The following is a 23,633-nucleotide window of genomic DNA, read 5'->3' on the forward strand; positions in this document are numbered from 1 at the left end:
GGGATGCCCTGTTAACAGGGGAGAGAGTGCAATGAAAGCGACGACACCAAGCTTGAGTTGGCTTACTGATGTAAGTGTATTTGCCGTTAACCGGCTGCCAGCTCATTCAGACCATCGGTATTATGAAACAATTGGAGAAGCTGAGGCAGCGGCTCCGATGGCACTTCGTCATGATCTTAATGGCAGCTGGAAATTCAGCTATGCTGTTAATCCTGACGGACGCCCTGAGCAATTCTATTCGCTTGATTATAATTGCAGCAGCTGGGGAAGCATTGATGTGCCTGGGCATATTCAATTGCAAGGACATGGCAAGCCGCAATATGTGAACACGATGTATCCATGGGATGGACATAACTATATTCGTCCACCAGCGATTCCTGAGGATCACAATCCGGTTGGCAGCTACGTGAAGCATTTCACAGTTCCTGCTAACATGAAGGACAAGCCGGTCTACATTTCATTCCAAGGTGTAGAATCAGCTTTCTATGTGTGGCTCAATGGACAATTCGTTGGGTACGGTGAAGACAGCTTCACACCCTCCGAATTCGATCTGACGCCGTTCCTTACAGAGGGCGATAATAAGCTGGCGGTTGAAGTTTACCAACGCAGCACGGGCAGCTGGCTGGAGGATCAAGATTTCTGGCGTTTCTCAGGTATTTTCCGTGATGTCTACTTATATACAGTACCGGACGTTCACGTTCGGGATTTATTCGTTCATGCAGACCTTGATGCTGCTTATAAGAAAGGTACGCTTCGTGCGGAGCTTAAGCTTGAAGGCAGTCCAGCAGGCAGCATTGCTGCTGAACTGAAGGATGCATCCGGCAAGCTGATTGCTTCTGTGAAAGAATCTTCTATCGGCGAGACTGTTACTCTAACTGCAGATGCAGGCGAGGTTACACCGTGGAGTGCGGAGAAGCCTTATCTATACGTCTTGTACATCAGCGTCTTCGATCATGCGGGCAAGCTGGTTGAGGTTGTGACTCAGAAGGTCGGCTTCCGCAAGTTCGAGATGATTGATAAAGTGATGCACTTGAACGGCAAGCGGATCGTCTTCAAGGGCGTTAACCGTCATGAATTCAACCCACGCCGCGGCCGTGCTATTACGAAGGAAGATATGCTGTGGGATATTAAGACCCTGAAGCGCAACAACATGAATGCGGTACGGACTTCCCACTATCCGAACCAGACGCTGTGGTACGAGCTTTGTGATGAGTATGGTGTCTACGTTATCGATGAGATGAACTTGGAAACTCATGGCTCTTGGCAAAAGATGGGGGCTGTTGAGCCTTCATGGAACGTACCTGCGAACAAATCAGAATGGCAGGATATCGTTATGGATCGTGCGATCTCGATGGTACAGCGCGATAAGAACCATCCTTCGATCCTCATCTGGTCTGTTGGTAACGAAGCTTACGCTGGTGAAGTATTGCTGAATGTATCGAACTATTTCCGTGAGACGGATTCCAGCAGACTCGTTCATTACGAAGGGGTATTCCACAACCGTGACTATGACGCGACGAGCGACATGGAGAGCCGGATGTATGCGAAGCCTGCGGATATCGAGGAATATTTGAACGCTAATCCACAGAAGCCATATATCAGCTGTGAATATATGCATGCTATGGGCAACTCCGTTGGCGGCATGCACAAATATACCGAGCTTGAGCAGAAGTACCCGATGTACCAAGGTGGTTTCATCTGGGATTACATCGACCAAGTAATCGTGAAGAAAGACCGCTATGGCAAGGAATTCCTCGCATTCGGCGGAGACTTCGACGACCGTGCTACCGACTACAACTTCTGTACCAATGGTATTGTATATGCGGATCGCAGAGAATCACCGAAAATGCAGGAAGTGAAATTCCTGTACCAGAACATCAAGCTGGAAGCGGATCGTGCGGGTGTTAAGATCGTGAACGAGAACCTGTTCGAAGGAACAGACGCTTACAATCTGGAATATACGCTTCATTATGAAGGCAAGGAAATATTCCGTGGTGTGTCTGCTGTAGATGTGGCTCCACAGACTAGCGCATATGTTGAGCTTGCACTGCCTGAGCAGGCAGCTGCTGGCGAGTACAGCTTGAATGTCGCGCTTACGCTGAAGGAGAGCACTCTGTGGGCAGAGGCTGGCTACGAAGTTTCCTTCGGTCAGCACGTATTTGTTATTGAAGCGGCAGCAGCAGTATTGCCGGCAGGCTCATTCCGAGTGGTTGAGGGCGATGTGAATATCGGGGTTCATGGCCACGATTACAGCATTATGTTCTCGAAGCAAGCGGGCAGCTTGATCTCTGTTAATTATGCAGGCCGTGAGATGATTGCCTATCCACCGGCTCCGCTCTTCTGGCGTGCAACGACAGATAATGACAAAGGCTTCGCACAAGGCTTCGAATCAGCTGGCTGGTTCGCTTCAAGCCTGACTCGCAAATGCGTTGGCGTAGAACTGACAGAGGCGGAAGGAACGGTAACCGTTACTTTCACTTACAAGCTCAGCATCAGCGATGCAGTAACGGTTACAGTCGCATACACGGTGTATGGCGATGGCAGCCTGAAGGTCAACTCACGTTACCAAGGCGCAGCAGGTCTTCCGAAGCTTCCGATCTTCGCGGTATCCTTCAAGGTTTCTGCGGACTACAATCATCTCGATTGGTACGCAATGGGGCCGGAAGAGAACTATATCGACCGTGCCTTTGGCGCGAGACTTGGTCTGTTCCAGAACGATGCAGCGGATAACGTATCTGATTATGTTGTACCTCAAGAGTCCGGCAACCGGACAGGGGTACGCCGTGTGAGCATTACGAACGATAATGGACACGGTATTCGGATTACATCTCCGGCATCGCAGCCAGTTGAAGCTAACATCTCACCATATACAGCGTTTGAGCTGGAGAGTGCATACCACCATTATGAATTGCCGAATGTTCACTACACAGTAGTAACCATTGCAGGCAAACAAATGGGTGTCGGCGGCGACGACAGCTGGGGCGCTCCGGTGCGTAACGAATATATCATCCATGCGGATCAGGATTTGGCATTCGAATTCGACATCCATCGCATATAGAAGTTTTCAGGGCTGGGCAGTGTCATCGTAAGATGACATTACCCAGCTTTTTTGTGTTGACTGGGCCAAACCCTGGCGAATGAAACCTGGCGAATGAAACCTGGCGAACGAACCCCTGGCGAACGAAACCCGGTGAACGAAACCCTGACGAACGAAATCCTGGCGAACGAAACCCGGGAAATAGCGAAATCAGTTTCGCTGATGGTGAACCCCGTTTCGCTAATGCGCCGCATGGGCTCCCTGCACGAGACAATAGAGTAACCAGTTACTTAACTGGCGCAGCTGCTTGCGCTAATAAGGTAACTGACTTCGCTAACTTCGCTCCGACACGCCAACCCGCCGCCAATAGCGAAATTAGTTTCGCTGATGGTGAACCCCGTTTCGCTAATGCGCCGCATGGGCTCGCTGCTCGAGACAACAGCGCATCCAGTTACTTAACTGGCGCAGCTGCTTGCGCTAATAAGGTAATTGTTTTCACTGCCCACGCTCCTTCACGCCAACCCGCCGCCAATAGCGAAATTAGTTTCGCTGATGGTGAACCCTATTTCGCTAATGCGCCGCATGGGCTCGCTGCACAAGACAATAGAGTAACCAGTTACTTAATTGGCGCAGCTGTTTTCGCTAATAAGGTAACTATTTTCGCTACCCTCGCTCCGATACGCCAACCCGCCGCCAATAGCGAAATTAGTTTCGCTGATGGTGAACCCCCCTTCGCTAATGCGCCGCATGGGCTCCCTGCACGAGACAATAGAGTAACCAGTTACTTAATTGGCGCAACTGCTTTCGCTAATAAGGTAACTATTTTCGCTACCCTCGCTCCGCCACGCCAAACCGCCGCCAGTAGCGAAATGAGTTTCGCTGATGGTGAACCCCGTTTCGCTAATGCGCCGCATATGCTCCCTGGGTGAGAAAATAGAGTAACCATTTACTTAACTGGCGCAGCTGCTTGCGCTAATAAGGTAACTGCTTTCGCTACCCTCGCTCCGCCACGCCAACCCGCCGCCAATAGCGAAATTAGTTTCGCTATAAGTGAACCCCGTTTCGCTAATGCGCCGCATATGCTCGCTGCACCTAGCAATCCTATTGGCCTCGCATCCAATCCTCTCTTAACAACTTGAATATAGTAATAGAGAAACGGTTTAGGAGAGTGATCATGTTGGGAAGAAAAGGTGGCAGGTTAGAAAATCAGGTGTATTCGAACAGGGTGGTAAGGTCAGAATTCGATAGTCACTGGTCAACGACCATATCGAAGTCAGGCTACGTGATCTATACGGCGACTGCATCACGTGCAAAGGTAGTTGTACTGCTGACTAATGGACAGCAGAAGCTCATCCTCTTCAACAAAGGCGGACAAGTTTTCGTTGGCGGTGGGGGAACCAGCCACTACAGCAAGCCTCATTTTGTTAAACATCTATAATTCGTCTTTAGTAAAGGAGCTGTGCTTCAGGTCTAAGACCTGTTAGCATAGCTTTCTTACATGCAAAACAAACAGGGTAAATCTGGGGGAGTTGGGCATGCTAAGGAACAACTATACGAATTGGGGAAGTAGACGACATGGCTATTATGGAACAGGATAATTGCGATTTCTCACCACTGAAGGAGCAATTGAAAATAGAGATGGAGAAGATCAATCAATCCATTGCGATAATGACTACGAAGCTGGACAATGACGATTATTGCTTGCTGGATGATTTCGAATTCGTAAAGGACAGAATCATGGAGACGGAGTCGCTTGCTGCAGCCTATTATTTGAAATGCCATCTCTCATCCTATACGAATAAGTACTCCGAGCTGTCGATGTCCGTCCACCATCTGGCGCGGCGTCGGCATGGAGCACTCTTAATCGTGCAGCGTGCAGATCCCATTCTCCATTTGATCACACAAGGTGTTCGAATCGATGCCGAATTGTCACATTCCTTGTTGGAAACTATATTCGTTCCCGGCGGGCCCCTCCATGATGGTGCCGTATTCGTGCAATCGGATAAAATCATATCAGCAGGCAACGTACTCCCTCTCGCTGGAGTTGAGACAGGTGAGCGGAAGCTCGGCACCCGGCATCGCGCTGCAATTGGACTTACCGAGCAATGCGACGCACTTGTACTAGTCGTGTCGGAGGAGACAGGACAATCTTCCTTCAGCATAGATGGCAAGCTGTACCCCTTCTCAGCGAATTAATGAAGCTATCCATATGGACGCTGGAGAACAAATAGAAAGAGCGAATACCGCTGGATCCTATCCAATGGTATTCGCTCTGTTTTATTTGATGAATGTATTCTTACTATCGCCGCTTAATATCCCATACTTCTTCTTGAACCGCTCCAAAATCTTAACCCAGCTGGTCCCAAGAATAGCGAGGAAGAACACATTGGCGAGCGCATGAGCCAAGTCGAAGTAGAAGCTCTGAGCATAAGCAACGAGGATAACGGGCCAGCTTATAGCATCGGGCATACTGATGAGATACCAGATGTTCATAATCCAGCCGAATAGGAAGCCCCATAGGAAGCCGAAGGTACATAGTCCAATTCTTGTGCGGAAGAGCCAGGTATGACGAAGCCAGCCAGCCGTGACACCAATCATGCCCCAGCAGAACATTTGCCAAGGCGTCCAAGGCCCTTGCCCGAGAAAAATATTAGATACCAACGCCGCAATCGCGCCGATAATGAATCCTGTCTCGCCACCGAACACGATCGCAGCAATGATGATGACGAAGGAGGTCGGCTGCATGCTCGGAATGGGGGCAAAAGCAACCCGGCCCATCGAGGCTATTGCAGCCAGCACGGCGATGAGAATAAGCTCGCGTGCCCCAATATTGCGGCGCTCGAACCTGATGAAGAATGGGAGCATGGCGGCTATGACGAGCACGAAGCTCATGAGCAGGTACTGTCCACTGTTTAAGGCAGCAGATAAAGCTAGCGCTGCAATGAATACAGCAATCGTGACTAAGAGCCAAACACGGGATTTGGCCATCTTGCCATCACATCCTCACACGTAATAGCGTCTGGCATCCACTCGCGGACAACCCGATTGATTGATGTCGTATAGAAGTAGTTGTCCTGGAAAAAGAAAGCAGGTGCGCCTTCCGAAGTAATCATGCCGTCGAACAGAATGGCGCAGCGCGTCGCATATTGTGCCGCGAACTCCACATCATGCGTGACCATTACGATCGTCGTTCCAGCACGCTGAAGCTCTAACAGCAAGCCTGCCATGCGCTGCTTCGCTATCGGATCGAGGCCCTTGGTCGGCTCGTCGATGCACAGCAGCTGAGGCTTAGGCAGCAGTACAAGCGCAAGCGCAACACGCTGCTGCTGTCCACCGCTTAGATCATGCGGGTGACTGTCTATCGTATCGCTAATCTGCAAAATATCGAGGAGCTGCTCAATCTCACGTTCAGCATCTGCGATGGAGGTGTAACGCGCCATATGCATCAGCTCTTCACGAACGGTGTCGTGGCTGAAGTAGAGCAGCGGATTTTGAGCCAAATAGCCGATTTTGAGTTTTTTGTCCTTAATAACCTTGCCTCTCATTGGCTTGAGCAGTCCCGCCAAGACTTGCAGCAGCGTCGACTTGCCAGCACCGTTCCCACCTAGAATAGCTAGAAATTCTCCCGCTCGCACTTGAAGCGAGAGATTATTCAATACCTCAGGGCTGTCCTTCTCATACTTGTATGTGATCTCACGACACGCTGCAAGGATATCTGCTGTCTCGTCTGAGCTATTGCTGCTAGGGGAAGATGATGCTGTTGCGGTCTTGAAGTCTAGTGTCTTGCTAAGCCACTGCTTACCTTCTCTAACTGTGAGTGGGACAGGCGTCTGAGCAGCGGAAGTTAGACGATCAGAGTGGACAGCGGCAGCCCAGTAGAGACGGGTGACAGCGGGCAGATAAGCCATGTCATCTTGCATGCCGCTCTGTCCGATCTGCTCTGCAACTGCACGAGCTTCACCCTCATATTTGATATGACCGCCCTCCAGCATAATAACCCGATCCGCGATAGGGATGACGTCCTCCAGCCTGTGTTCGCTCATAATAATCGTCATCGAGAACTCTTGATTCAAGCGATGTACAATTTGAATAAATTCTCGTGCTGCAACCGGATCTAGCTGCGAGCACGGCTCATCTAGCAGCAGTACCTTCGGCTGCAGGAGAAGCACGGAGGCTAGATTAATGAGCTGCTTCTGACCGCCTGATAATTCATGAACAGACTTATATAAGATAGGCTCCAGCCCGAAGAAATGGACCATTTCAGCCAGCCGCTTGCGCATAACCGGCATGCTGTAGCCGAGGTTCTCCATGGCAAAAGCTAGCTCATGCCAGACTGTATCCATGACAATCTGGCTCTCGGGGTTCTGGAAGACCATGCCGAGCTCTTCCGCGGCGAGGCGTGGGGCCAGCTCTGACAGGAGCTGGCTTTTGTACCGAATGCTGCCTGTGCGTGTGCCTTCCGGTGCCGTCTCCTGCTTAAGATGTCGGAGCAGCGTTGTTTTGCCGCAGCCCGATGCGCCGCAGAGGACGATGAACTCGCCTTCTTTTACCGTAAACGAGACATTAGACAGGGCCTGCTGCGGAGCATCCGGATATTGAAAGGAGAGTGCTTCTAGCTTTAAGATTTCCATGCCATTCTCTCCCTTGCTTCAAGAATAATAGGGGTGCTGACGAATAGACAAAAGCTTAAATAGATGATGCTGTCTCCTACAGAAAATCCTATCGGCTCGAGTGATGGATAGATCTGCAGGGAGCCGAAGCCGCCGAATGCCCAGCCTATGCAGCACAGCAGGGCAGTCAAGACAAGGAATGATAGAACGCCCCAGTCTCTGCGGCTCATCCGGTAGATGGTATAGGCGGTGCGCTTGGCCGTGCCGTACCCTCGGGCTTTCATCGAATCCGCCGTCTGCAAGGCTTCCTCCAAGGACCACATCAGCAGAACTCGGAGCAGGAGCAGGCCGTCCTTCATTCTTTTCCCATAGCTCCCGCTTGTGACATCGATTCCTCTTGTTTGTTGGATGATCGTAATCTGCTTCAAGCGTCGAATAAGGAGAGGCACGAAACGGATAGACATGAGTGTCAGAAGTGAAGTCTTCGGCGCAATGGCTGAGAATAGGTACATGAATTTATCCGGTGTAATAATGAATTGATAGGATAGGAACAGGAATAAGATCGATAGAATAGACAGCATCATCGTGACTCCGTACAGAATAGCTTCCAGCGTAATCGGCTGATCCATGAAGTAGAACAGAATATGCCAGCCCCGATGGGAAAAGAGCGGATTAAGAATAGCGATTAATCCACCTATCAAGAGATAGAAGGGCAGTATCCTCCATAGCTTGGTTCGCTGCTGCTGCCCATGCAGCATAATCAGGCTGAAGATAGCTGCGAGTAACGTGAGCAGGAATACAGGATGCAGGAGCAGCATGGCGAGGATGATCAGTCCGGCATAATAGGTGAAGCTGGCAGCGGGATGGAGGGAAGCGAAGCCGCCCCTCACTCGAACGAAGCTCCTAGATCTTTGCCTAGATCTTCCGTATACAGCCACTCTATTACATCGCCTGCTGCAAGCTTATACGCTCCCGCGCTTTTGTTAGGAAACTCCCCGTTAACGCGGTACATCCAGCCGCTCTCCGCGCCCTTGTCGAATTCATATAAATTATTAATGCCTTCAATATAAGCTGTCGCTCCACGACCGCTGAATTCCATCTGAATTTTGTTGCTTCTGGTTACCTGCTTGAGAATATCAAGCACCGTATCGTTCTTCTCAAGCTTGACGGTCTTCGTAGTCAGGATGGTTCCAGTATCCGCATCGCCTGTGATGGAGATCGTTACTGTGTTCGTGACAGGTACTGCAGTCGGTGCTTGTGTCTCCTTAACCGTTGGAGCCTCTGTCTGAACAGATGCAGGTATGGTGCTAGCTGGAGCTGGAGCTTTGGATGGCTTCGGTGTCTGAATAGTTTCAGCTTCCTTGGCGGGTTTCTCGGTAGTAGTAGGCGAAATTGAAGGCTCTGTATCTTGGCTGCTATCTGGTGAAGGGGTGCTGCTAGGTAAAGCGGCAGCAGCTTCTCCTTGCGGCAACGGTGACTGCTCCTGCGATTGAGTAATCTCCACAGCAGGACTGCTCTCTGGAACTGCAGTTGATTCAGAGGCAGGGGATGCACAGCTATTTAGACAGACAAGCAAGACTAGCAGCGTTGCCAGAGTGAACCAATGATGTTTCATAAGCCTCAGCATGAAGCGGTACCTCCTCGTACAAAGGGAAGGGAACGAAGAGCATATAGCCCTTCGTTCCTCTAATAACCCTTAAATATAAACTCATTATTCCTTCATTATTCTTGCGTGGCCAGCTGTGACAGCTTATCAGCTACAACAGCAGCCATTTCGCGTGTTACCGCAGCAGTTGGGCTGAAGTAACCATTCGATCCAACCATAATGCCAGCTGCGTTGACTGCTTTTACCGCAGATAGAGCACCTTTGGCAATACGATCCTGATCCTTGAAGGTAACCGTACTGCTGCTATCCTTCAGGTTGAAGGCCTTGGCAATCATAATCGCCATATCCTGACGAGTAACCGCTTGATCCGGTTTGAATGAAGCAGCGGATACTCCTTGGATAATGCCAAGCTCCTTCGCTCTCATGACACTGCCGTAATACCAACTGCCCGGCTTCACATCTTGGAATGTCTGTGCAGCAGATGTAGCAGGCTTCTCGTTAAGCAGGTTAAGAATTAAGGTAGCGAATTGCGCGCGAGTCATCTGCTGCTTAGGACCGAAGCGAAGCTCCGTACCACTTAGGCCGACCATTATTTTGGCATCGAATACGCGGTATACAGCTTCACGTGCCCACGCTGAGATGAGGCTGTCATCGACGAATTTCACTGCTTGAGTAGTAAGGTCATACAAGGCTGATGAGCCTTTCGTATAGTGATCGTAAGCAATTAGTGCCATTAATGATTGCTCAGTAGCCATTTCATTAGAAGCCTGGCCCGTTGTGTGGGCGAAGCCGCCATCGGTCTGACGGAAGCTGAGCAGGTTAGTGATCAGGCTGCCTTTTTCTTGGACGAAGCGATCTGTTAATGGATCTACTCCAATAGAAGCAAGAGCGATGATGACCTGTGCCACCGTCTCGCTATTCTCTTCGCCGAATGCAGTGTAACCGCCATTCTCAAGCTGTTGTCCCGCGAGCCATGTTACTGCTTGATCAATGGCGTTCTTCACGTCCGACTGTTCTTGGTAAGGAGCCAGAGCAGCAATAGCCATTGCGGTAAGGTCTAGATTATCCTCGCCTTTCTCTGTCAGCGGGAAGCCGCCAGTAGCGTTCTGTTGGCTAAGAATCCACTCAACTAGGCTGGTGCGTGACCACTTAGCGCTTGCAGGTACCGTATAGTTGGCGCTGTCTAGTGCCAGAAGCGCGAATATCGGACCGTTGGTGCCTTGATTAATCATATTGGTATGATTATAGATGCTTTCAATCAGATTATAACCAGCGAATGAGAGCGGATTGCCTCCCGCAGCTTTCACGGCTAGCGCGATGCGCTCATAATCCGTTACTTTGCGGTATTGACCGTTGTTTTCCTTAATATCCTGCTCTAATTGCTGCAAATAGCTTGCAGGTACAAATGCGTTAGCACGTGATAGGGCAAAAGCTTCCCAGTCGCTAATCGTGCCGCTGCCTGTAATTTGCTTCACTGCAGCTTGGATCTCTGCACTTACGTCAATTGTAGTCGTGCTCAGCTTGCTGCGATCAACGACAGCAAACTTCGTGAAGTGTGTAACCTTACCGGTAATAACGCCGGATTTCAGATCTAGTACCGCTGGAATCGGAATCCATTCACCTGTAGATTCATCCAGCCAGACGATCGATAGGTTCTCAGGCTTGTCGGTCTGAACTGGGATCTTGAACTGAACATAGACGGGACTGTTGAAGATGGTGCCTTTAGGCGTGAACTCGAACAGAGCAGAGACTATGCCTGGGCGTTTCTCGTCGAGCTCTTGTATGTTAATCGTGACGTTCTGCGAAACAGCTCCGGAAGGTACGATGAGCTGAACTTCGTCGATGCTGTCCTTCAGGATAGACTCGCTATTTGCTTTGACAGCTTGGTTCAGCGATACTTTGTGACCTTCCAACGCTTTAATGAGCTGAGCGATTTGATCTGCGCTCATGCTGTTTGCAGCGTTCAATATAGCGGTTGTTTGACCAGCCTTGCCAATTGGTGTTGTATTGTTCGGTTTAAGGGCTAGCTTATTGAGTTCCTTCTCGATATCTTCAGAGATGGAAGGGCTGCTTGTGCCGCCGCCTATAACGCCGCCATCAACTGGCACTTCAGCACCGAGGTCTTCACCTGAATTTGTTGTATATCTCCAAGCGACCACGTCCTTATCAGACAAAACATAACTGCCTGAGCTGACGTTCGGGAACGAGCCATTGACGGAATACATCCAACCGCTGAGTGGTCCACGGTCGAATTCTGCGAGACCATCAATAGCAGATACATAAGTGGAAGCGCCAGATCCGCTTGAGATAATTTTAGCTCCAAGCTCACGCTTCAGAATGCTGAACGCGGTATCTCCTTCAGTGATTTGAATCGTTTTCCTAGATAGAATCGTTCCTTTGACCGAGTCTCCAACTACAGATAGAGTAACCGTCTTCGCAACAGGAGGAGCAACGACTGCTTCTACTGTTAGGGAGCTTGTGCTGCGAACGAGCAGTGGGTTCGCACTATCTTGGTAATGAGTAACGACAGCCTCGTAAGAGCCAGCGTCAGCTAGACCATTAGAGAAAGTAGCAACACCGTCATCATTCGTGTTAATGGTAATGCCGTTAATCGTAACTTGAGCATTAGCCGCAGGAGTAACAAGTGATTCGTTGGTCTCCCAATCAATAATCGTCCATTTCTTAACTGATACAGAGAATGCTTCTCCTGCCTTCGGTTTAGCTGGGGAGAAGGATATAGAATCAATGAGTTGTATGTTTGCCCCACCGTAGTAGACAACAATTCGATCACTATCGGCAAGTCCGTAGTCGCCCATGCCGACAGAAGGAATAATCCATTCATTGCCACGCTGAACCGCGAACATCCAGCCTGAGTATTGCTCATATAAGCCAGCCTGAATGCCATTAACAGCGGAGATATAGGCATCGTTGACTAAGGTAAGATCAACGTTGTTAGCCTCGGCAAGCTTAACTACAGCATCTAGAGCAGTAGTGCTGGATATTTGACCCCCCGTAATGTGTGCATGTGGGCCTTCGATATCCACGGTAACATTGGAAGTTTTAAGTGCTTGCTCAACAGTAATGGAGCTCGTGCTCCGAACAACCAGCGGGTTCTTATTGTCTTGATAATGGGTTACGACAGCCTCGTAGGAGCCAGCGTCAGCAAGCCCATTAGAGAAAGTAGCAACACCGTCATCATTCGTGTTAACGGTAATGCCGTTAATTGTAACTTGAGCATTAGCCGCAGGAGTTACAAGTGATTCGTTAGTCTCCCAATTCGTAATCGTCCATTTATTAACTGATACGGTGAATGCTTCTCCAGCCTTCGGCTTGGCTGGTGAGAAAGCAATGGAATCAATAAGCTGCGTGTTTGCTCCACCGTAATAGACAACAATTCGGTCACTTTCGGCAAGTCCGAAATCGCCAATACCGTCAGAAGGAATGATCCATTCATTGCCGCGTTGAACCGCGAACATCCAGCCATCATATTGCTCGTATAGACCTGCTTGAATGCCATTAACAGCAGAGATATAGTTGTTGCCGACAACAGTAAGATCAACGTTCTTGTTTTCAGCAAGTTTAGTTACAGCATCTAGAGCAGTAGTGCCAGATATTTGACCACCTGCAATGTGTGCATGTGGGCCTTCAATATCTACAGTGACATTTTTAGAAAAATTATTGCTAAAGTCATAGAGACGGCTTCCGTCTTTAAGGAACAGTTGATAGGAGACAAGCGCCTCAAGGGCTTGCTCGGTTGCCATTGTATTAGATTTTGTATCAGTTGCTTTGTCTGCAAAGCCACCATCCGCTTGACGGAAGTTCAGCAGCTTCGATAAGGGATTGTTTCCATTTTTATCGAAATCAGAGCTTGTAGGATCTATACCGTTAGCGGTTAAGGCAATAATAACTTGTGAAACACTCTCACTGTTATCAGTCGCGTAATAATTATTATAGCCGCCATCGTCACGTTGATTATTTTGCAGCCATAGGATGGCCTTGTTAATTGCATCACTCTGCTGATCCTTATATGGTGCTAATGCGATAAGGCCCATTGCTGTCATATCGCTATCACTAGTAGAGCCGAAGCCGAAGCCACCATCCGCTTTTTGGGCATTCACGAGTTGGTTTACTAGCTTAGCTTTTGTCCATTCTGCATCGTCAGGAATAGAGTATTGGGCAGAGTCAAGCGCTATTAATCCGAAAATTACAGCGTTAGTTGATAAACCGTCTTTGAAATTATAAACGTTTTCAACTAAATTCTTAGAAGAGAAGTTTGTGGCATCATAGCCGAGCGCTCCAACAGCCATAACCGTTTTTTCAAAATCAACCGCTGAGGTCATTTCTGGTATTTGACTTGTTAATAGCTCCAAGTAGCTCACTGGAACTGCATAACCAGCTTGAGCAAGACCAATAGCTTGCCACTGGTTTGTAACACCTTTATTAAGAATATAATCAGCAGCACCAGTAACTGCATTGTTAACCAGTTCTATAGTTGGCTCCGTAGGTTGGACATTCTTACCTTTGGTTATGTTCAAATAATAAATGACAGGCTCTTTAGTACCTTCTTGTGCAATTACCCGTACAAGGCGAGGCTGGCTTTCGCTTAAGGTCAGTACCTTGTCAACAGTAGCATTGGCGCTACCTCTTTTGTTATTGACGTAGATGTTGTCTGCTTGACCATTGGCTTGTATAGTGACACTGTCTGCGTCAATTTTGATGTCATTGTAGATGTATTGCCTTTCAATTAAAGGTAATTGAATAGATTCAGAGCCAGCTGTGACTGTAAGGCTTGTCAGATCGGAAGTTAATCCGACATTCTCAGCACTAGGAGCTGCTGCATGAATACCAGCAATTTCAGTACTTGTTTCACCGAATGCGCCTCCATCGATTTGGACGGCAGTATACACTTTAATATAATCGATCTGATCTAGGTTAACAGGTAAGCCATCGGCATCCACTGCCCAGCTTATGTCGATAGGATCTCCTTTAGCAGGGGTTGCTTCGTATGGGTTGCCCATCACGTCGTAAGGAGCTGATCCACTCGCATGGCTGTCAGGATATCCGAATGAGTTGTTAAGAACACCTATATTTACTCCTGAGTACGAATAGCTTAGGTTTGTAAAGTCTAATGGTTTGAAGAGATAGTTATCAGGAATTGGATAATAGGCATGTCGGTGGCTCCCGTTAGTCTTAATCTGACCGGAGGCACCCAGATTATTCACCCAAGGAATGCTGACGCCGTTTGGCGTAGTGAACTCTGGTTCAGGGTTCGTATAAGTTGCTGTATAATCCCAAGTGGTTGTATCCTCATAATGCTCGGAACCAGCAATGTTATACCATTGTCCCGGCTTGCCAGTTCCGTCGTCCTTCGCTACAGCTATTGCACCAGGCTCAGAGAAGCCAGTAAAGGCATTGCCATATATATTGAAGTCAACGCCGTAGGGGTTTAACGGGCTGTTCTTAATGGGAGTATTCATCTTGAGAATGGTGTATCCGCCAAATGCACCTAAAGAGATTGCGGGTGAAGTGGAGTTCTTCCAATCGGCATTGAGATCACCCATACCACCATTACCAGTTTCATTGACGAACTGTCCAGGGGCGGGAAGCGCCTCATAAAAAGTGAATGGATTCGTATTGTCCGCAGCCGCTACCTGTCCCGTTGGGACAATGGCCGTGCTGACAGCCGACAAGAGTACAGCGAAGGATAAGACGATCGCTATAAATTTGCGTGATAAATAATGATTCTTCATGTTCGACCTGCTTTCTTCTTCATTATAGTGGACATACAAATAAAAGCCGCCTAATAGTAGGCGGCTTTATTGCATAGTTGTACCCTTACAGTTATGTATCTTGCGACTCACCGTATGACATGCATACGCGGACGCAACTATACTGCGTTTCATGTTCTCACCTCCCCGAAGAAATAGAAACTTCAGAAAAAGGCAGGTCTCCTGGCTCATGAGTCATCGCTTCTCTTGACCTTCCCGGCAGCATCAGCCCCAGTGGTTTCATTAAGAGTTGCTCTTCATTTACAGTGGCGGGACCGCGCCGGTGTTGCACCGGACTTCCCTTTTAAGTATCGCACTCGCTGACATACACGAATGCGGCACACCCCTTTCTGTTCACGATATTCAATTGTCAGCTACAATCATACTGCCAGACTATGGGTTTGTCTATGATATTGGTGGAAGTAATGACGTTAAATATATATTTTCAGCTAGCTTTAAAGGGGATTATGCGATTTAGAGGAATTTTATATATTAATGAAGCAAATTGAATGGGTAATAGAAGTTGCAAGTTATCTCCGATGTCTGTTGCCGCGCACCAAAATGCTGATGACAGCCACAAGAATGATGGAGCCGATAAGTGAAGGCACAAAGTAAAAGCCACCGATAACAGGGCCAAAGTTCCCAAACAGCTGGGTACCAATCCAAGCTCCGATAAAGCCAATGACAATATTGCCGATAATACCTCCGGGAATGTCCCTGCCGATAAGCAGTCCTGCGAGCCAACCGATGACTCCGCCGATGATTAATGACCATAACCAATCCATCGTTCATTCCTCCTTCACCATATTAACCTTATTCATAAAACAGACGGGTTATGATGAATGTAAAGATATATATACATATTGGAATCTCTTTGGACCAAATTATTAAAGGGAATAAGCTTAGTTATATAATTTCCAGTGGTTTTTCTTGAAAAGATTATACTTTATGCTTTTAAATAAAAGTCTAAAAGTTCAGCGAGTTTTAAGTTGTAATATCAATGATCAGCTAAGAAATGATAATTGATTGGCGATAAACTTCTAACTATTCATAAAAAAGGGAAAATTTGAAATCGTTTAGAGATTTAAGGTATATTATTGATATCCTTATATTTACTTATATAGCCATATTGAATACTTTTATTGTGGAGTTGATTTTTTTGTTTATAGCCTTAGTAAGACAACTTTCTACCGTGATTACTTTTGGTTTTGGCTCAATACTAATCGCATTATTTCCTTTGATACAAAGACATAGTCGAATATTTGCATGGTTAAGTTTAATAATAGGAGTAGCTATTTGGTTGTTGCTGATCGGGTCTTATTTGGAAATATAAATTAACTTTTGAAACGGAGTTGAATATTATGTTTGAAGCTTTAGTAGGACAACTCTCTACTGTAGTTACTCTTGGTATTGGTTCTATACTAATTGTATTGTTTCCCTTAATAAAGAAGGAAAGCATAAAATTTGCTTGGTTTAGTTTGATAATGGGAATAACTGTTTGGTTATTGTTAATTTGGTTTACATTTGGAAATGAGGTTGTGAGAGAACAGATATTTATACATGGTCTTCATTAACAAGACTTAAGAGCGGAATGTTAGTGCTTTTTTTTCTACAATACCGCAATCCTCCTTGCGGGAAATACCAGTACCTATTTCGTTGTAAATTAATTGGTATTTATGTATTATTGTGTAAGCTTGCCAGCTGACAGTAATAAGGAGGAGTTTTTCTTGAAGATTAAGAAAGTGTCTATCATACTTTGTCTAGTAGCCTCATTAGGTATTATGAATTCGCAAGCATATGCTTCAAATCAACAAACAGTTCAACATAGTGCTATTTCAAATATTGATTATGAAACTGCTTTGGGACATGAAAATAGAACAAAGAAAGAAATTGTAGATGAATTGACAGAACAAGGGTATTCTCTTGAGGATGCAACATTTTATGCTGAAATAGATATATTAGCTAATCAATTTGCAAAACGAGGAATTGATATTGAAGCAAGTAATATTCAAGAATATGATAATTTATATGTTAAGGCAAATAAAAGTGATGTTCGTAAGAAAGCTCTTGATGGAGACTTGAAAGCTATTAAGACACTCTACAATAGTACAAGTGCAATGAATTTTGGTAGTCAAGATGTAGAGATTGCTCAAAAAACTATTAAACCCAAAAACACTTCTGTAATAAATGAAAGTGCAAGTATTATAGGTTCATATGCCTATGAAATTAAATATCCTGATGGTAGCTCAGTGGAGTTCTATTCTAGTACTGTTGCGAACAGTGAAGAAAGTAACAAAGTAATAACTAACGATGATGATACAATGATTAGTGGGCCATGGTTTGATTCGTATGCATTTAGTGGTTCTGGTTCTGCGGTTAGTAACTTTTATGCCACTGCAGGAACCACCTATACATCCACGACACTTTGGTCATACTATGCAGGTGTAAGTACAGCAAAAGTTTCGGATGTTTTAAAGTGGAAGCATGCTGCAAATAGCTCTAGTATCACATTAGTTTCAGATGATGGTGCTCGATCATACGCAGGAGTAGTAAAGGTAATTGAATTAAATAAAACAAATACTCAAAATGATGTTATCGACGGTGATTATATACTCCAGGGTTACACTCAAGTTACATTTGAAGTAGAAGCGGCATTTTCTGCAACGTTTGGATTTTTAAGTGTTCAAAAGTCAGCGGGAGCAGGATGGATGCAATATGCTATTACAGAAGTAATATTATTTGATAAAACACTAGGAGCTATAGGTACTTATTCCTATGCTGGACAGTTCTTATAGGATTTAGTGTATTTTTCTGGAGTAGAGGAATTCTCTACTCCAGAAAACTCTCTTTATTGGGAAGTGACAAACTTGAGAAAACTTGTCTTTTGCTTATTATGCTTAACTCTTTTAAATTTCTCTCCGATAAAAAATGATGATTTTCAAATTGTAAAAACTGAGTACAACGAAAATTATTATACAGAAATTGGATTGGATATATATGAACTGAATATTTTAAAAAGAGATATTAATCGGGTTAAAGTAGGAATTATTGATTCTGGTTTTAATTCAGAGAATGCATACGTTAAATCCATTCTATTAAATAGCCAAGACTTTAGTTATTCGGATATTGGTCATGGAAATGTAGTGTCAGGTATAATTTCAGCATTTAAAAATAGTGATAATGAATACGAGGGTCTGATTCCTGGGATAATGATATATCAGTATGAATTGTCCAATCATATGGATATTGAATCTTTAACTAAGGCAATTATTACCCTAACCGAACAGAAAGTGGATGTTATTAATATTAGTTTATCAACAAATAAATTCGACAAAAAGCTCTTAAATGCAATTAAAAAAGCAATTGACACAGGAATAATTATTGTAGCTTCAGCTGGTAATTCTGGAACTGACTTAAAGGAATATCCTGCATCATTTGATCTTGAAGGTATAATATCGGTGGCTGCAGTAGATTCTTCATATAATATTTATAATAACAGTACAGTTAATTCTGAGGTAGACATTTATGCACCGGGTCAAAATATTGCTTCTTTTAATAAGGATAATCACATCAAAATCTATAATGGGACTTCTGTAGCAACACCAATTGTCACTTCGCTAGTTATACTTATGAAATCGCTATCTCCGAAACTTCAACCTGCTGAGGTTGAAGGTCTAATAAAACAAGGGTCATATAAGTACAAAGGTCTTTGGAAGAATAAGAATGTGAACATATCATTAGTTAATTATAATAAGACGCTAGCATTATCCAGTGATTACGTAGGAGGAAGACGTGAAGATACATAATTTAATTTTCAAACCTATGGTAGCTTTATTATTGATTTTATCTATAGTTGGCTGTGAAAAAAATGAATTAATGCTCGCGGACTCAAGTCAAAATATATTAGAAAGTAATTTAGAAAAAATACTGACTAAAGAAACAACTGATAATTTTGGGAGTGATCTAGGTCATCTCGAAATAGTTGATATTTACGTTGAAGATAACTCATATTTTATATTATATGCCTTTGAAAAACTTAAACAAAAATATATATCGGTTATGTACGTAGAAAAAACTGGAGAAAATGACTATACTTTTGGTCTAATAAAGGGTACTAGTATCAATAAAATAAGCGACGTCATTTCGGTATATAACATCAATGGTGAAACGATAGAAAGATTAAACAGACCATTTCATATAGTTATTGGTAATGTGAATGATGTTGCTGTTGATACTATTTATTTTACATATCCAGATAATAAGATTACAGGTTTAAAAATCAAAGAAGACCAAAAGTACTTTATGGAGTTAAGAATAGGGAACAATAAGTCACAAAACTCAATCATTGCTGTATCAAAGAGTGGTGAAAAACTATACGAAAATTAAATTATTTATCGTTGGATATTGATCAAGATGTATTAATTCATACTAATGCCATATAGGGCCGATTAATTTCCGTGTAAATTGCAGTTTTGTTATACATAAGTGACGTTTTATAAACTTGGATACGTATAAAGGGAGCATTGAATCTATACGTATGTGGAGAATAATCCTTTATCAGTGACCCAAGTGGTAGCTATAAAATTGAGAAGTGCCGACTTCCTTTCCCTTGGGGATATTATCATTGGAAGGGCTGATGGTTTTCATTTTTTATGACTCCACCCAAGTGCCAAATGAAGCAGTTAGCTTTGTCCAATCGAAGTTTACCCTTATTAGCACTTTATGGATTTTGATGTTATGAATAAATTTTAAAAAAAGAATATGGTAAAATGAGAAGATAATTTACTTATAACAACATTTTTAAACACAAAAACAGCGTGATTGCTTCTAAGCAATCACACTGTTTTTATATAGCTAAGCCCGTCTACGACTACCACGAAGCAGCAGGCTGACGATGGCGATTAGAATGATAGCTCCGATCAGAGCAGGAATGAAATAGAACCCTCCAATAACCGGCCCCATGTTGCCAATAATTAGTCCACCTAACCAAGCCCCGATGAACCCGGCAATAATGTTACCTATAATACCTCCAGGAATGTCGCGACCGATGAGCAGTCCTGCCAGCCATCCGATAATACCCCCAATAATTAATGACCATAACCATTCCATATTATTCACGTCCTTTAGTTTTTTTGGTGAAGCAAAAAACAGCTTCGAAAGCATGCGCTTAAGTCTTTCAGCGTGAGACTGCTAAGCCTATTCGCTGTCTCTCACTTAACCTATACATAACCTGAATGGTTCCATCTGAATCATGCCATGTACTAGAAAATCCTGCCTGTCCTAGTGCTTTTATTCTCTCTACATCTACATATCCAAGTAACAATATGGAAAAATATATGCTTTTATGTAACTTTTACTCCATAATCACTGTCTAGTATGGAGAGGTGACAGTAGGATGGAGAGCAGTAACCGTAATTCTCTTATCGTTAATATAATGGCATCAGCAGCCTTGCTAGGCATTATCGTTCTTCTATTGAGCCAGCAGGTGCCGGGTGATGAGAGCAGCGTTAATGTCCCAACGGCAACATTGCAGCCAAGTAACGACGACATTACTATCCAGCCGAGTAACCTGCATGGTCTATTGAAAGAAGTATTGCCTTTCGACACTCAGCAGGTAGAGCAGATAACCGTGCAGGTACAAGGAATTGATCAGGCAATTACGGTACCAGCTGAGCGGCACAATGTGATTTTGAACAATCTGAACCTGCTTGATCTAACGAATGCAGAAGCGGAATACATACCTAAGCCGCTCACGCCTATCTCGATCAGATTTCATGTGGCGGACCAGGTCTATGCACTTTCTTATGATCTCAACGAGAATGAATATATAATGAATGGGCAAGGGTTCTATGCGAATGACCAGGTCATGCTGCTTATGTATGGGCTGCTTCAGCCAGATTCGAAGCTAGCTGAGCTTGATGAGATGTTCGAGCAGGCGAGAATAGGGATCGAACAGCATTCAGGCGAGGTGGATAAAAGCTTCCAGTATGCAGAGAACCTTTTACAACTATCGGCTATGGACTATGAGGCTTGGGACAAGCTTTTGCCTAATTTGAGCAGTCTTAAATCTACTAATATTGGACAATATTATAATGAAGCCCTTCAATCTGTTCATAGAGTTGTAGAGTATGAGAATGGCATTATAGCGATTAGTCACAGTCTCGTGTTCACCAAACCCGGATTTGAGACATCCAGTGGCATCACTGTCGGGCAAACAGAGCAGCAGGTGCTGGAGAGCCTCGGAGAACCGAACCTGAAGACGCCTTCCCAATGGAGCTATAGAGCAGGCGGTCACTTGAGATTCCATCTTTATATGGAGCACAATAAGGTGGAATATATCGTATTAACGAAGCCCTAATAGAAGAGGAGATTGTTGTACATGCGAATAAGAACGAAGCCTAAGCAATTAGCGATTATGTTTACCTTTGCCATCTGGTCGTGGGCACTGGCTGCTTGCGATAACAATGAACCGACGCAAGTAGGGACGAACGAAGCTTCACTTCCTGCCTCTGAGACCTCGGGTTACACGGTGCTTGCCGAGAAGCTGCAGGCTCCGTGGGCCATTGCTTTTGAAGGTGAGCGGGTATATATCTCGGAACGTGCGGGGAACATTGTGAAGATTGAGGGATCGGATATGACGAGAGAGCCCGTGCAACTGAGCACAAATGTTCTAGCTGAAGGAGAGGGCGGACTTCTCGGATTCGTACTGGCTCCTGATTATGCGAAGTCGAAGCAAGCATATGCTTACCATACTTATGAAGACAATGGCGCGGTGCTCAACCGTGTAGTGAAACTGGAGAAAACAAGCAGCGGATGGTCGGAGCAAGCGACATTAATCGATCAAATACCAGGCTCCTTCAATCATAATGGCGGCAGAATAGCGATAGGGCCGGATGGCCTGCTGTATGTGACAACGGGTGACTCTGCCGAGGAGAATCTCTCACAGGACAAGGATAGCCTCGCTGGGAAAATACTACGAATGAACTTGGACGGAACGATCCCTGCCGATAATCCTTTTGCGAATTCGTATGTCTACTCGTACGGTCATCGCAACCCACAGGGCATCGCATGGACGAAGGATGGCGTATTGTACAGCTCCGAGCACGGACCATCGGGGAGCCCCGGCGGCCATGATGAGATTAATCGGATAGAAGCGGGCGGCAATTATGGCTGGCCTGCCATCATCGGGGATGAGAAGGGCGAAGGCATGTATACTCCCGTCTACCATACGGGCGAAGAGGCAATTGCTCCTTCAGGCGTAGTGATGGATGGAGATGGGCATCTGCTCGTGGCGGCGCTTCGGGGGCAGGCACTATTCAGCTTCGATACGCAAGAGAATACGATGAAGAAGCTGCTAGATGATGTTGGAAGGGTTCGTGATGTTGCCCTGCATAACGGAGGAATCTATGTGATTACGAACAATACCGATGGTAGGGGTACTCCAATAGAGTCAGACGATCGACTGCTGCTGCTTAAAAGTGGCGATTGACAGGAAACCATTTGGTTTCCTGTCATAAATACGAAATCAAATGGTTTCCTAATAGATTGAAATCCCAAAAGCATAAATGGAGGAATTATAATGGTTAACAATAGCAGCAGTGCTCTACCTGATATTCGTCAGACGCTGGAGCTGAATGCTCCGATTCATATAGTATGGGATGCAGTCTCCACAGCAGAGGGGATTTCGACATGGTTTATGCCTAATAACTTCAAGGCGGAGCTTGGCTATGAATTCATTCTGGAAGCTGGGCCATTCGGTAATTCACCTTGTAAAGTAACGGAGCTCAATCCGCCGAATCGCCTTTCCTTCAATTGGGGCAAGGATTGGACCTTAACATTTGAGCTTAGAGAGCTGAATGGGGCAACGGAGATCACGCTCATTCATGGCGGCTGGGATGCTGATAAGGTGGCAGAGTTCGGAGAGATGCATGCGCTTGTTCGCGGCAGAATGTCTCAAGGCTGGGGTCAAATTCAGAAATCACTAGGTGCTTATGTCGAAGGCAAGTAGGGACATGGCTAAGCCGAAGCATGATGTGTTTCAGGCGATTGCCGACCCCACTAGGCGCAGCCTGTTGAAGCTGTTGGTTGATGAGGAAATGCCAGTCAACGCGATTAGTGGACATTTTCCGATGAGCCGTACGGCCGTGTCTAAGCATCTTCGTGTGTTGGCTGAAGCGGGGCTTGTGAAAGAGCGCAAGGTTGGCCGTGAGACGAGGTACCGACTAGAGCCCGAGCCTCTCATGGAGCTGAAGCAGTGGCTGTCCTATTATGAGCGTTACTGGGAAAATAAACTGGGTGCGCTTAAACGTTATGTGGAAGGTGACGGCACAGCTGGCGATGCGTTCGCGAAGTCTCTAGAGGCTGTCCCTGAGCGTAAACTGGAAGAATAGAAGAATGGAAGAGGAAGCGCCTGCGGGCGCTTTTTTCGTATGTAAATGATTATCGAAGATGCAGCTATAATCGGACCAGCATCTACTACGTTTGCCATGAAAAACAAAATAAGGCCCTGCGGATCCGTTAACTTCTAGCAGATAGCTCGCCGTGGCGCACAATTCGCCGCATTTTGAGTAAATAAGACCCTGCGGGTCCGTTAAAGTCCACCGAGAGCAGCT

The 23,633-nt window shown here is 45.6% G+C and carries 17 protein-coding genes and 1 riboswitch; of the genes, 10 read left to right on the forward strand and 7 right to left on the reverse strand.

Features of this window, described 5'->3' with window-relative positions:
- Window positions 1-31 precede the first annotated feature (31 nt).
- The 3 genes from lacZ to cdaS all read left to right on the forward strand — a co-directional run bounded on the left by lacZ (window position 32) and on the right by cdaS (window position 5,233).
- On the forward strand, window positions 32-3,058 hold the full coding sequence (lacZ, locus tag AC6ESP_RS24210; protein ID WP_497099297.1) for a beta-galactosidase, LacZ type: 3,027 nt from the start codon (window positions 32-34) through the stop codon (window positions 3,056-3,058).
- Between the two features lie 1,153 nt (window positions 3,059-4,211).
- Entirely contained in the window at window positions 4,212-4,475 is a 264-nt protein-coding gene (locus tag AC6ESP_RS24215) for a hypothetical protein (RefSeq protein ID WP_497099298.1), read from the forward strand.
- A 137-nt stretch (window positions 4,476-4,612) separates the two neighbouring features.
- A complete protein-coding gene (gene cdaS / locus AC6ESP_RS24220) occupies window positions 4,613-5,233 on the forward strand; it encodes a sporulation-specific diadenylate cyclase CdaS (RefSeq protein WP_497099299.1) in 621 nt (206 codons plus the stop codon).
- 81 nt (window positions 5,234-5,314) lie between these two features.
- On the opposite strand, the gene AC6ESP_RS24225 is transcribed toward cdaS, so the two are convergent.
- The 6 genes from AC6ESP_RS24225 to AC6ESP_RS24250 all read right to left on the reverse strand — a co-directional run bounded on the left by AC6ESP_RS24225 (window position 5,315) and on the right by AC6ESP_RS24250 (window position 15,806).
- Window positions 5,315-6,025 carry an ECF transporter S component gene (locus AC6ESP_RS24225; protein WP_497099300.1) on the reverse strand — a complete coding sequence of 237 codons (711 nt, stop codon included), beginning with the start codon at window positions 6,023-6,025 and terminating at the stop codon, window positions 5,315-5,317.
- The gene (locus tag AC6ESP_RS24230) at window positions 5,998-7,668 is read right to left on the reverse strand and encodes an ABC transporter ATP-binding protein (protein ID WP_497099301.1); all 1,671 of its coding nucleotides are present in this window, start codon (window positions 7,666-7,668) and stop codon (window positions 5,998-6,000) included. Before AC6ESP_RS24230 ends, AC6ESP_RS24225 begins: the two co-directional genes overlap by 28 nt.
- Window positions 7,656-8,537: an energy-coupling factor transporter transmembrane component T gene (locus tag AC6ESP_RS24235; protein WP_497099302.1), complete on the reverse strand. Its 882-nt coding sequence runs from the start codon at window positions 8,535-8,537 to the stop codon at window positions 7,656-7,658. The genes AC6ESP_RS24230 and AC6ESP_RS24235 overlap by 13 nt, the downstream gene beginning before the upstream one ends.
- Window positions 8,534-9,274 (reverse strand): DUF4430 domain-containing protein, encoded by a 741-nt coding sequence (locus AC6ESP_RS24240; RefSeq protein ID WP_497099303.1) that lies wholly within the window; start codon window positions 9,272-9,274, stop codon window positions 8,534-8,536. The genes AC6ESP_RS24235 and AC6ESP_RS24240 overlap by 4 nt, the downstream gene beginning before the upstream one ends.
- A gap of 95 nt (window positions 9,275-9,369) precedes the next feature.
- The gene (locus AC6ESP_RS24245; protein ID WP_497099304.1) at window positions 9,370-15,003 is read right to left on the reverse strand and encodes an S-layer homology domain-containing protein; all 5,634 of its coding nucleotides are present in this window, start codon (window positions 15,001-15,003) and stop codon (window positions 9,370-9,372) included.
- Window positions 15,004-15,177: 174 nt separating this feature from the next.
- Window positions 15,178-15,384: riboswitch (cobalamin riboswitch) on the reverse strand.
- 167 nt (window positions 15,385-15,551) lie between these two features.
- Complete coding sequence (locus AC6ESP_RS24250) at window positions 15,552-15,806, reverse strand: GlsB/YeaQ/YmgE family stress response membrane protein (RefSeq protein ID WP_497099305.1); 255 nt, start codon at window positions 15,804-15,806, stop codon at window positions 15,552-15,554.
- A gap of 942 nt (window positions 15,807-16,748) precedes the next feature.
- On the opposite strand from AC6ESP_RS24250, the gene AC6ESP_RS24255 reads away from it, so the two are divergent.
- From AC6ESP_RS24255 to AC6ESP_RS24265, 3 genes are all read left to right on the forward strand, one after another.
- On the forward strand, window positions 16,749-17,816 hold the full coding sequence (locus tag AC6ESP_RS24255) for a hypothetical protein (RefSeq protein WP_497099306.1): 1,068 nt from the start codon (window positions 16,749-16,751) through the stop codon (window positions 17,814-17,816).
- 72 nt (window positions 17,817-17,888) lie between these two features.
- The gene (locus AC6ESP_RS24260; RefSeq protein ID WP_497099307.1) at window positions 17,889-18,827 is read left to right on the forward strand and encodes a S8 family peptidase; all 939 of its coding nucleotides are present in this window, start codon (window positions 17,889-17,891) and stop codon (window positions 18,825-18,827) included.
- Window positions 18,814-19,407 carry a hypothetical protein gene (locus AC6ESP_RS24265; RefSeq protein ID WP_497099308.1) on the forward strand — a complete coding sequence of 198 codons (594 nt, stop codon included), beginning with the start codon at window positions 18,814-18,816 and terminating at the stop codon, window positions 19,405-19,407. Before AC6ESP_RS24260 ends, AC6ESP_RS24265 begins: the two co-directional genes overlap by 14 nt.
- A gap of 468 nt (window positions 19,408-19,875) precedes the next feature.
- On the opposite strand, the gene AC6ESP_RS24270 is transcribed toward AC6ESP_RS24265, so the two are convergent.
- Window positions 19,876-20,130 carry a GlsB/YeaQ/YmgE family stress response membrane protein gene (locus AC6ESP_RS24270; protein WP_497099309.1) on the reverse strand — a complete coding sequence of 85 codons (255 nt, stop codon included), beginning with the start codon at window positions 20,128-20,130 and terminating at the stop codon, window positions 19,876-19,878.
- Between the two features lie 286 nt (window positions 20,131-20,416).
- On the opposite strand from AC6ESP_RS24270, the gene AC6ESP_RS24275 reads away from it, so the two are divergent.
- From AC6ESP_RS24275 to AC6ESP_RS24290, 4 genes are all read left to right on the forward strand, one after another.
- A complete protein-coding gene (locus AC6ESP_RS24275) occupies window positions 20,417-21,379 on the forward strand; it encodes a hypothetical protein (protein ID WP_497099310.1) in 963 nt (320 codons plus the stop codon).
- 21 nt (window positions 21,380-21,400) lie between these two features.
- Window positions 21,401-22,510, forward strand: a complete 1,110-nt coding sequence (locus AC6ESP_RS24280; protein ID WP_497099311.1) for a PQQ-dependent sugar dehydrogenase — start codon at window positions 21,401-21,403, stop codon at window positions 22,508-22,510.
- Window positions 22,511-22,600: 90 nt separating this feature from the next.
- Window positions 22,601-23,029, forward strand: a complete 429-nt coding sequence (locus AC6ESP_RS24285) for an SRPBCC family protein (RefSeq protein WP_497099312.1) — start codon at window positions 22,601-22,603, stop codon at window positions 23,027-23,029.
- Window positions 23,030-23,033: 4 nt separating this feature from the next.
- Entirely contained in the window at window positions 23,034-23,411 is a 378-nt protein-coding gene (locus AC6ESP_RS24290; RefSeq protein ID WP_497099313.1) for an ArsR/SmtB family transcription factor, read from the forward strand.
- The last annotated feature ends 222 nt before the right edge of the window (window positions 23,412-23,633 follow it).

The organism is Paenibacillus xinjiangensis (assembly GCF_059686975.1).

What these genes read in the sequence shown, in the direction of transcription:
- AC6ESP_RS24225 (WP_497099300.1), bottom strand. Translation starts at nt 6,025, where the DNA reads ATGGCCAAATCCCGTGTTTGGCTCTTAGTCACGATTGCTGTATTCATT.
- AC6ESP_RS24250 (WP_497099305.1), bottom strand. Translation starts at nt 15,806, where the DNA reads ATGGATTGGTTATGGTCATTAATCATCGGCGGAGTCATCGGTTGGCTC.
- AC6ESP_RS24285 (WP_497099312.1), top strand. Translation starts at nt 22,601, where the DNA reads ATGGTTAACAATAGCAGCAGTGCTCTACCTGATATTCGTCAGACGCTG.
- AC6ESP_RS24240 (WP_497099303.1), bottom strand. Translation starts at nt 9,274, where the DNA reads ATGCTGAGGCTTATGAAACATCATTGGTTCACTCTGGCAACGCTGCTA.
- AC6ESP_RS24230 (WP_497099301.1), bottom strand. Translation starts at nt 7,668, where the DNA reads ATGGAAATCTTAAAGCTAGAAGCACTCTCCTTTCAATATCCGGATGCT.
- AC6ESP_RS24215 (WP_497099298.1), top strand. Translation starts at nt 4,212, where the DNA reads ATGTTGGGAAGAAAAGGTGGCAGGTTAGAAAATCAGGTGTATTCGAAC.
- AC6ESP_RS24280 (WP_497099311.1), top strand. Translation starts at nt 21,401, where the DNA reads ATGCGAATAAGAACGAAGCCTAAGCAATTAGCGATTATGTTTACCTTT.
- AC6ESP_RS24270 (WP_497099309.1), bottom strand. Translation starts at nt 20,130, where the DNA reads ATGGAATGGTTATGGTCATTAATTATTGGGGGTATTATCGGATGGCTG.
- cdaS (WP_497099299.1), top strand. Translation starts at nt 4,613, where the DNA reads ATGGCTATTATGGAACAGGATAATTGCGATTTCTCACCACTGAAGGAG.
- lacZ (WP_497099297.1), top strand. Translation starts at nt 32, where the DNA reads ATGAAAGCGACGACACCAAGCTTGAGTTGGCTTACTGATGTAAGTGTA.
- AC6ESP_RS24245 (WP_497099304.1), bottom strand. Translation starts at nt 15,003, where the DNA reads ATGAAGAATCATTATTTATCACGCAAATTTATAGCGATCGTCTTATCC.
- AC6ESP_RS24275 (WP_497099310.1), top strand. Translation starts at nt 20,417, where the DNA reads ATGGAGAGCAGTAACCGTAATTCTCTTATCGTTAATATAATGGCATCA.
- AC6ESP_RS24290 (WP_497099313.1), top strand. Translation starts at nt 23,034, where the DNA reads ATGGCTAAGCCGAAGCATGATGTGTTTCAGGCGATTGCCGACCCCACT.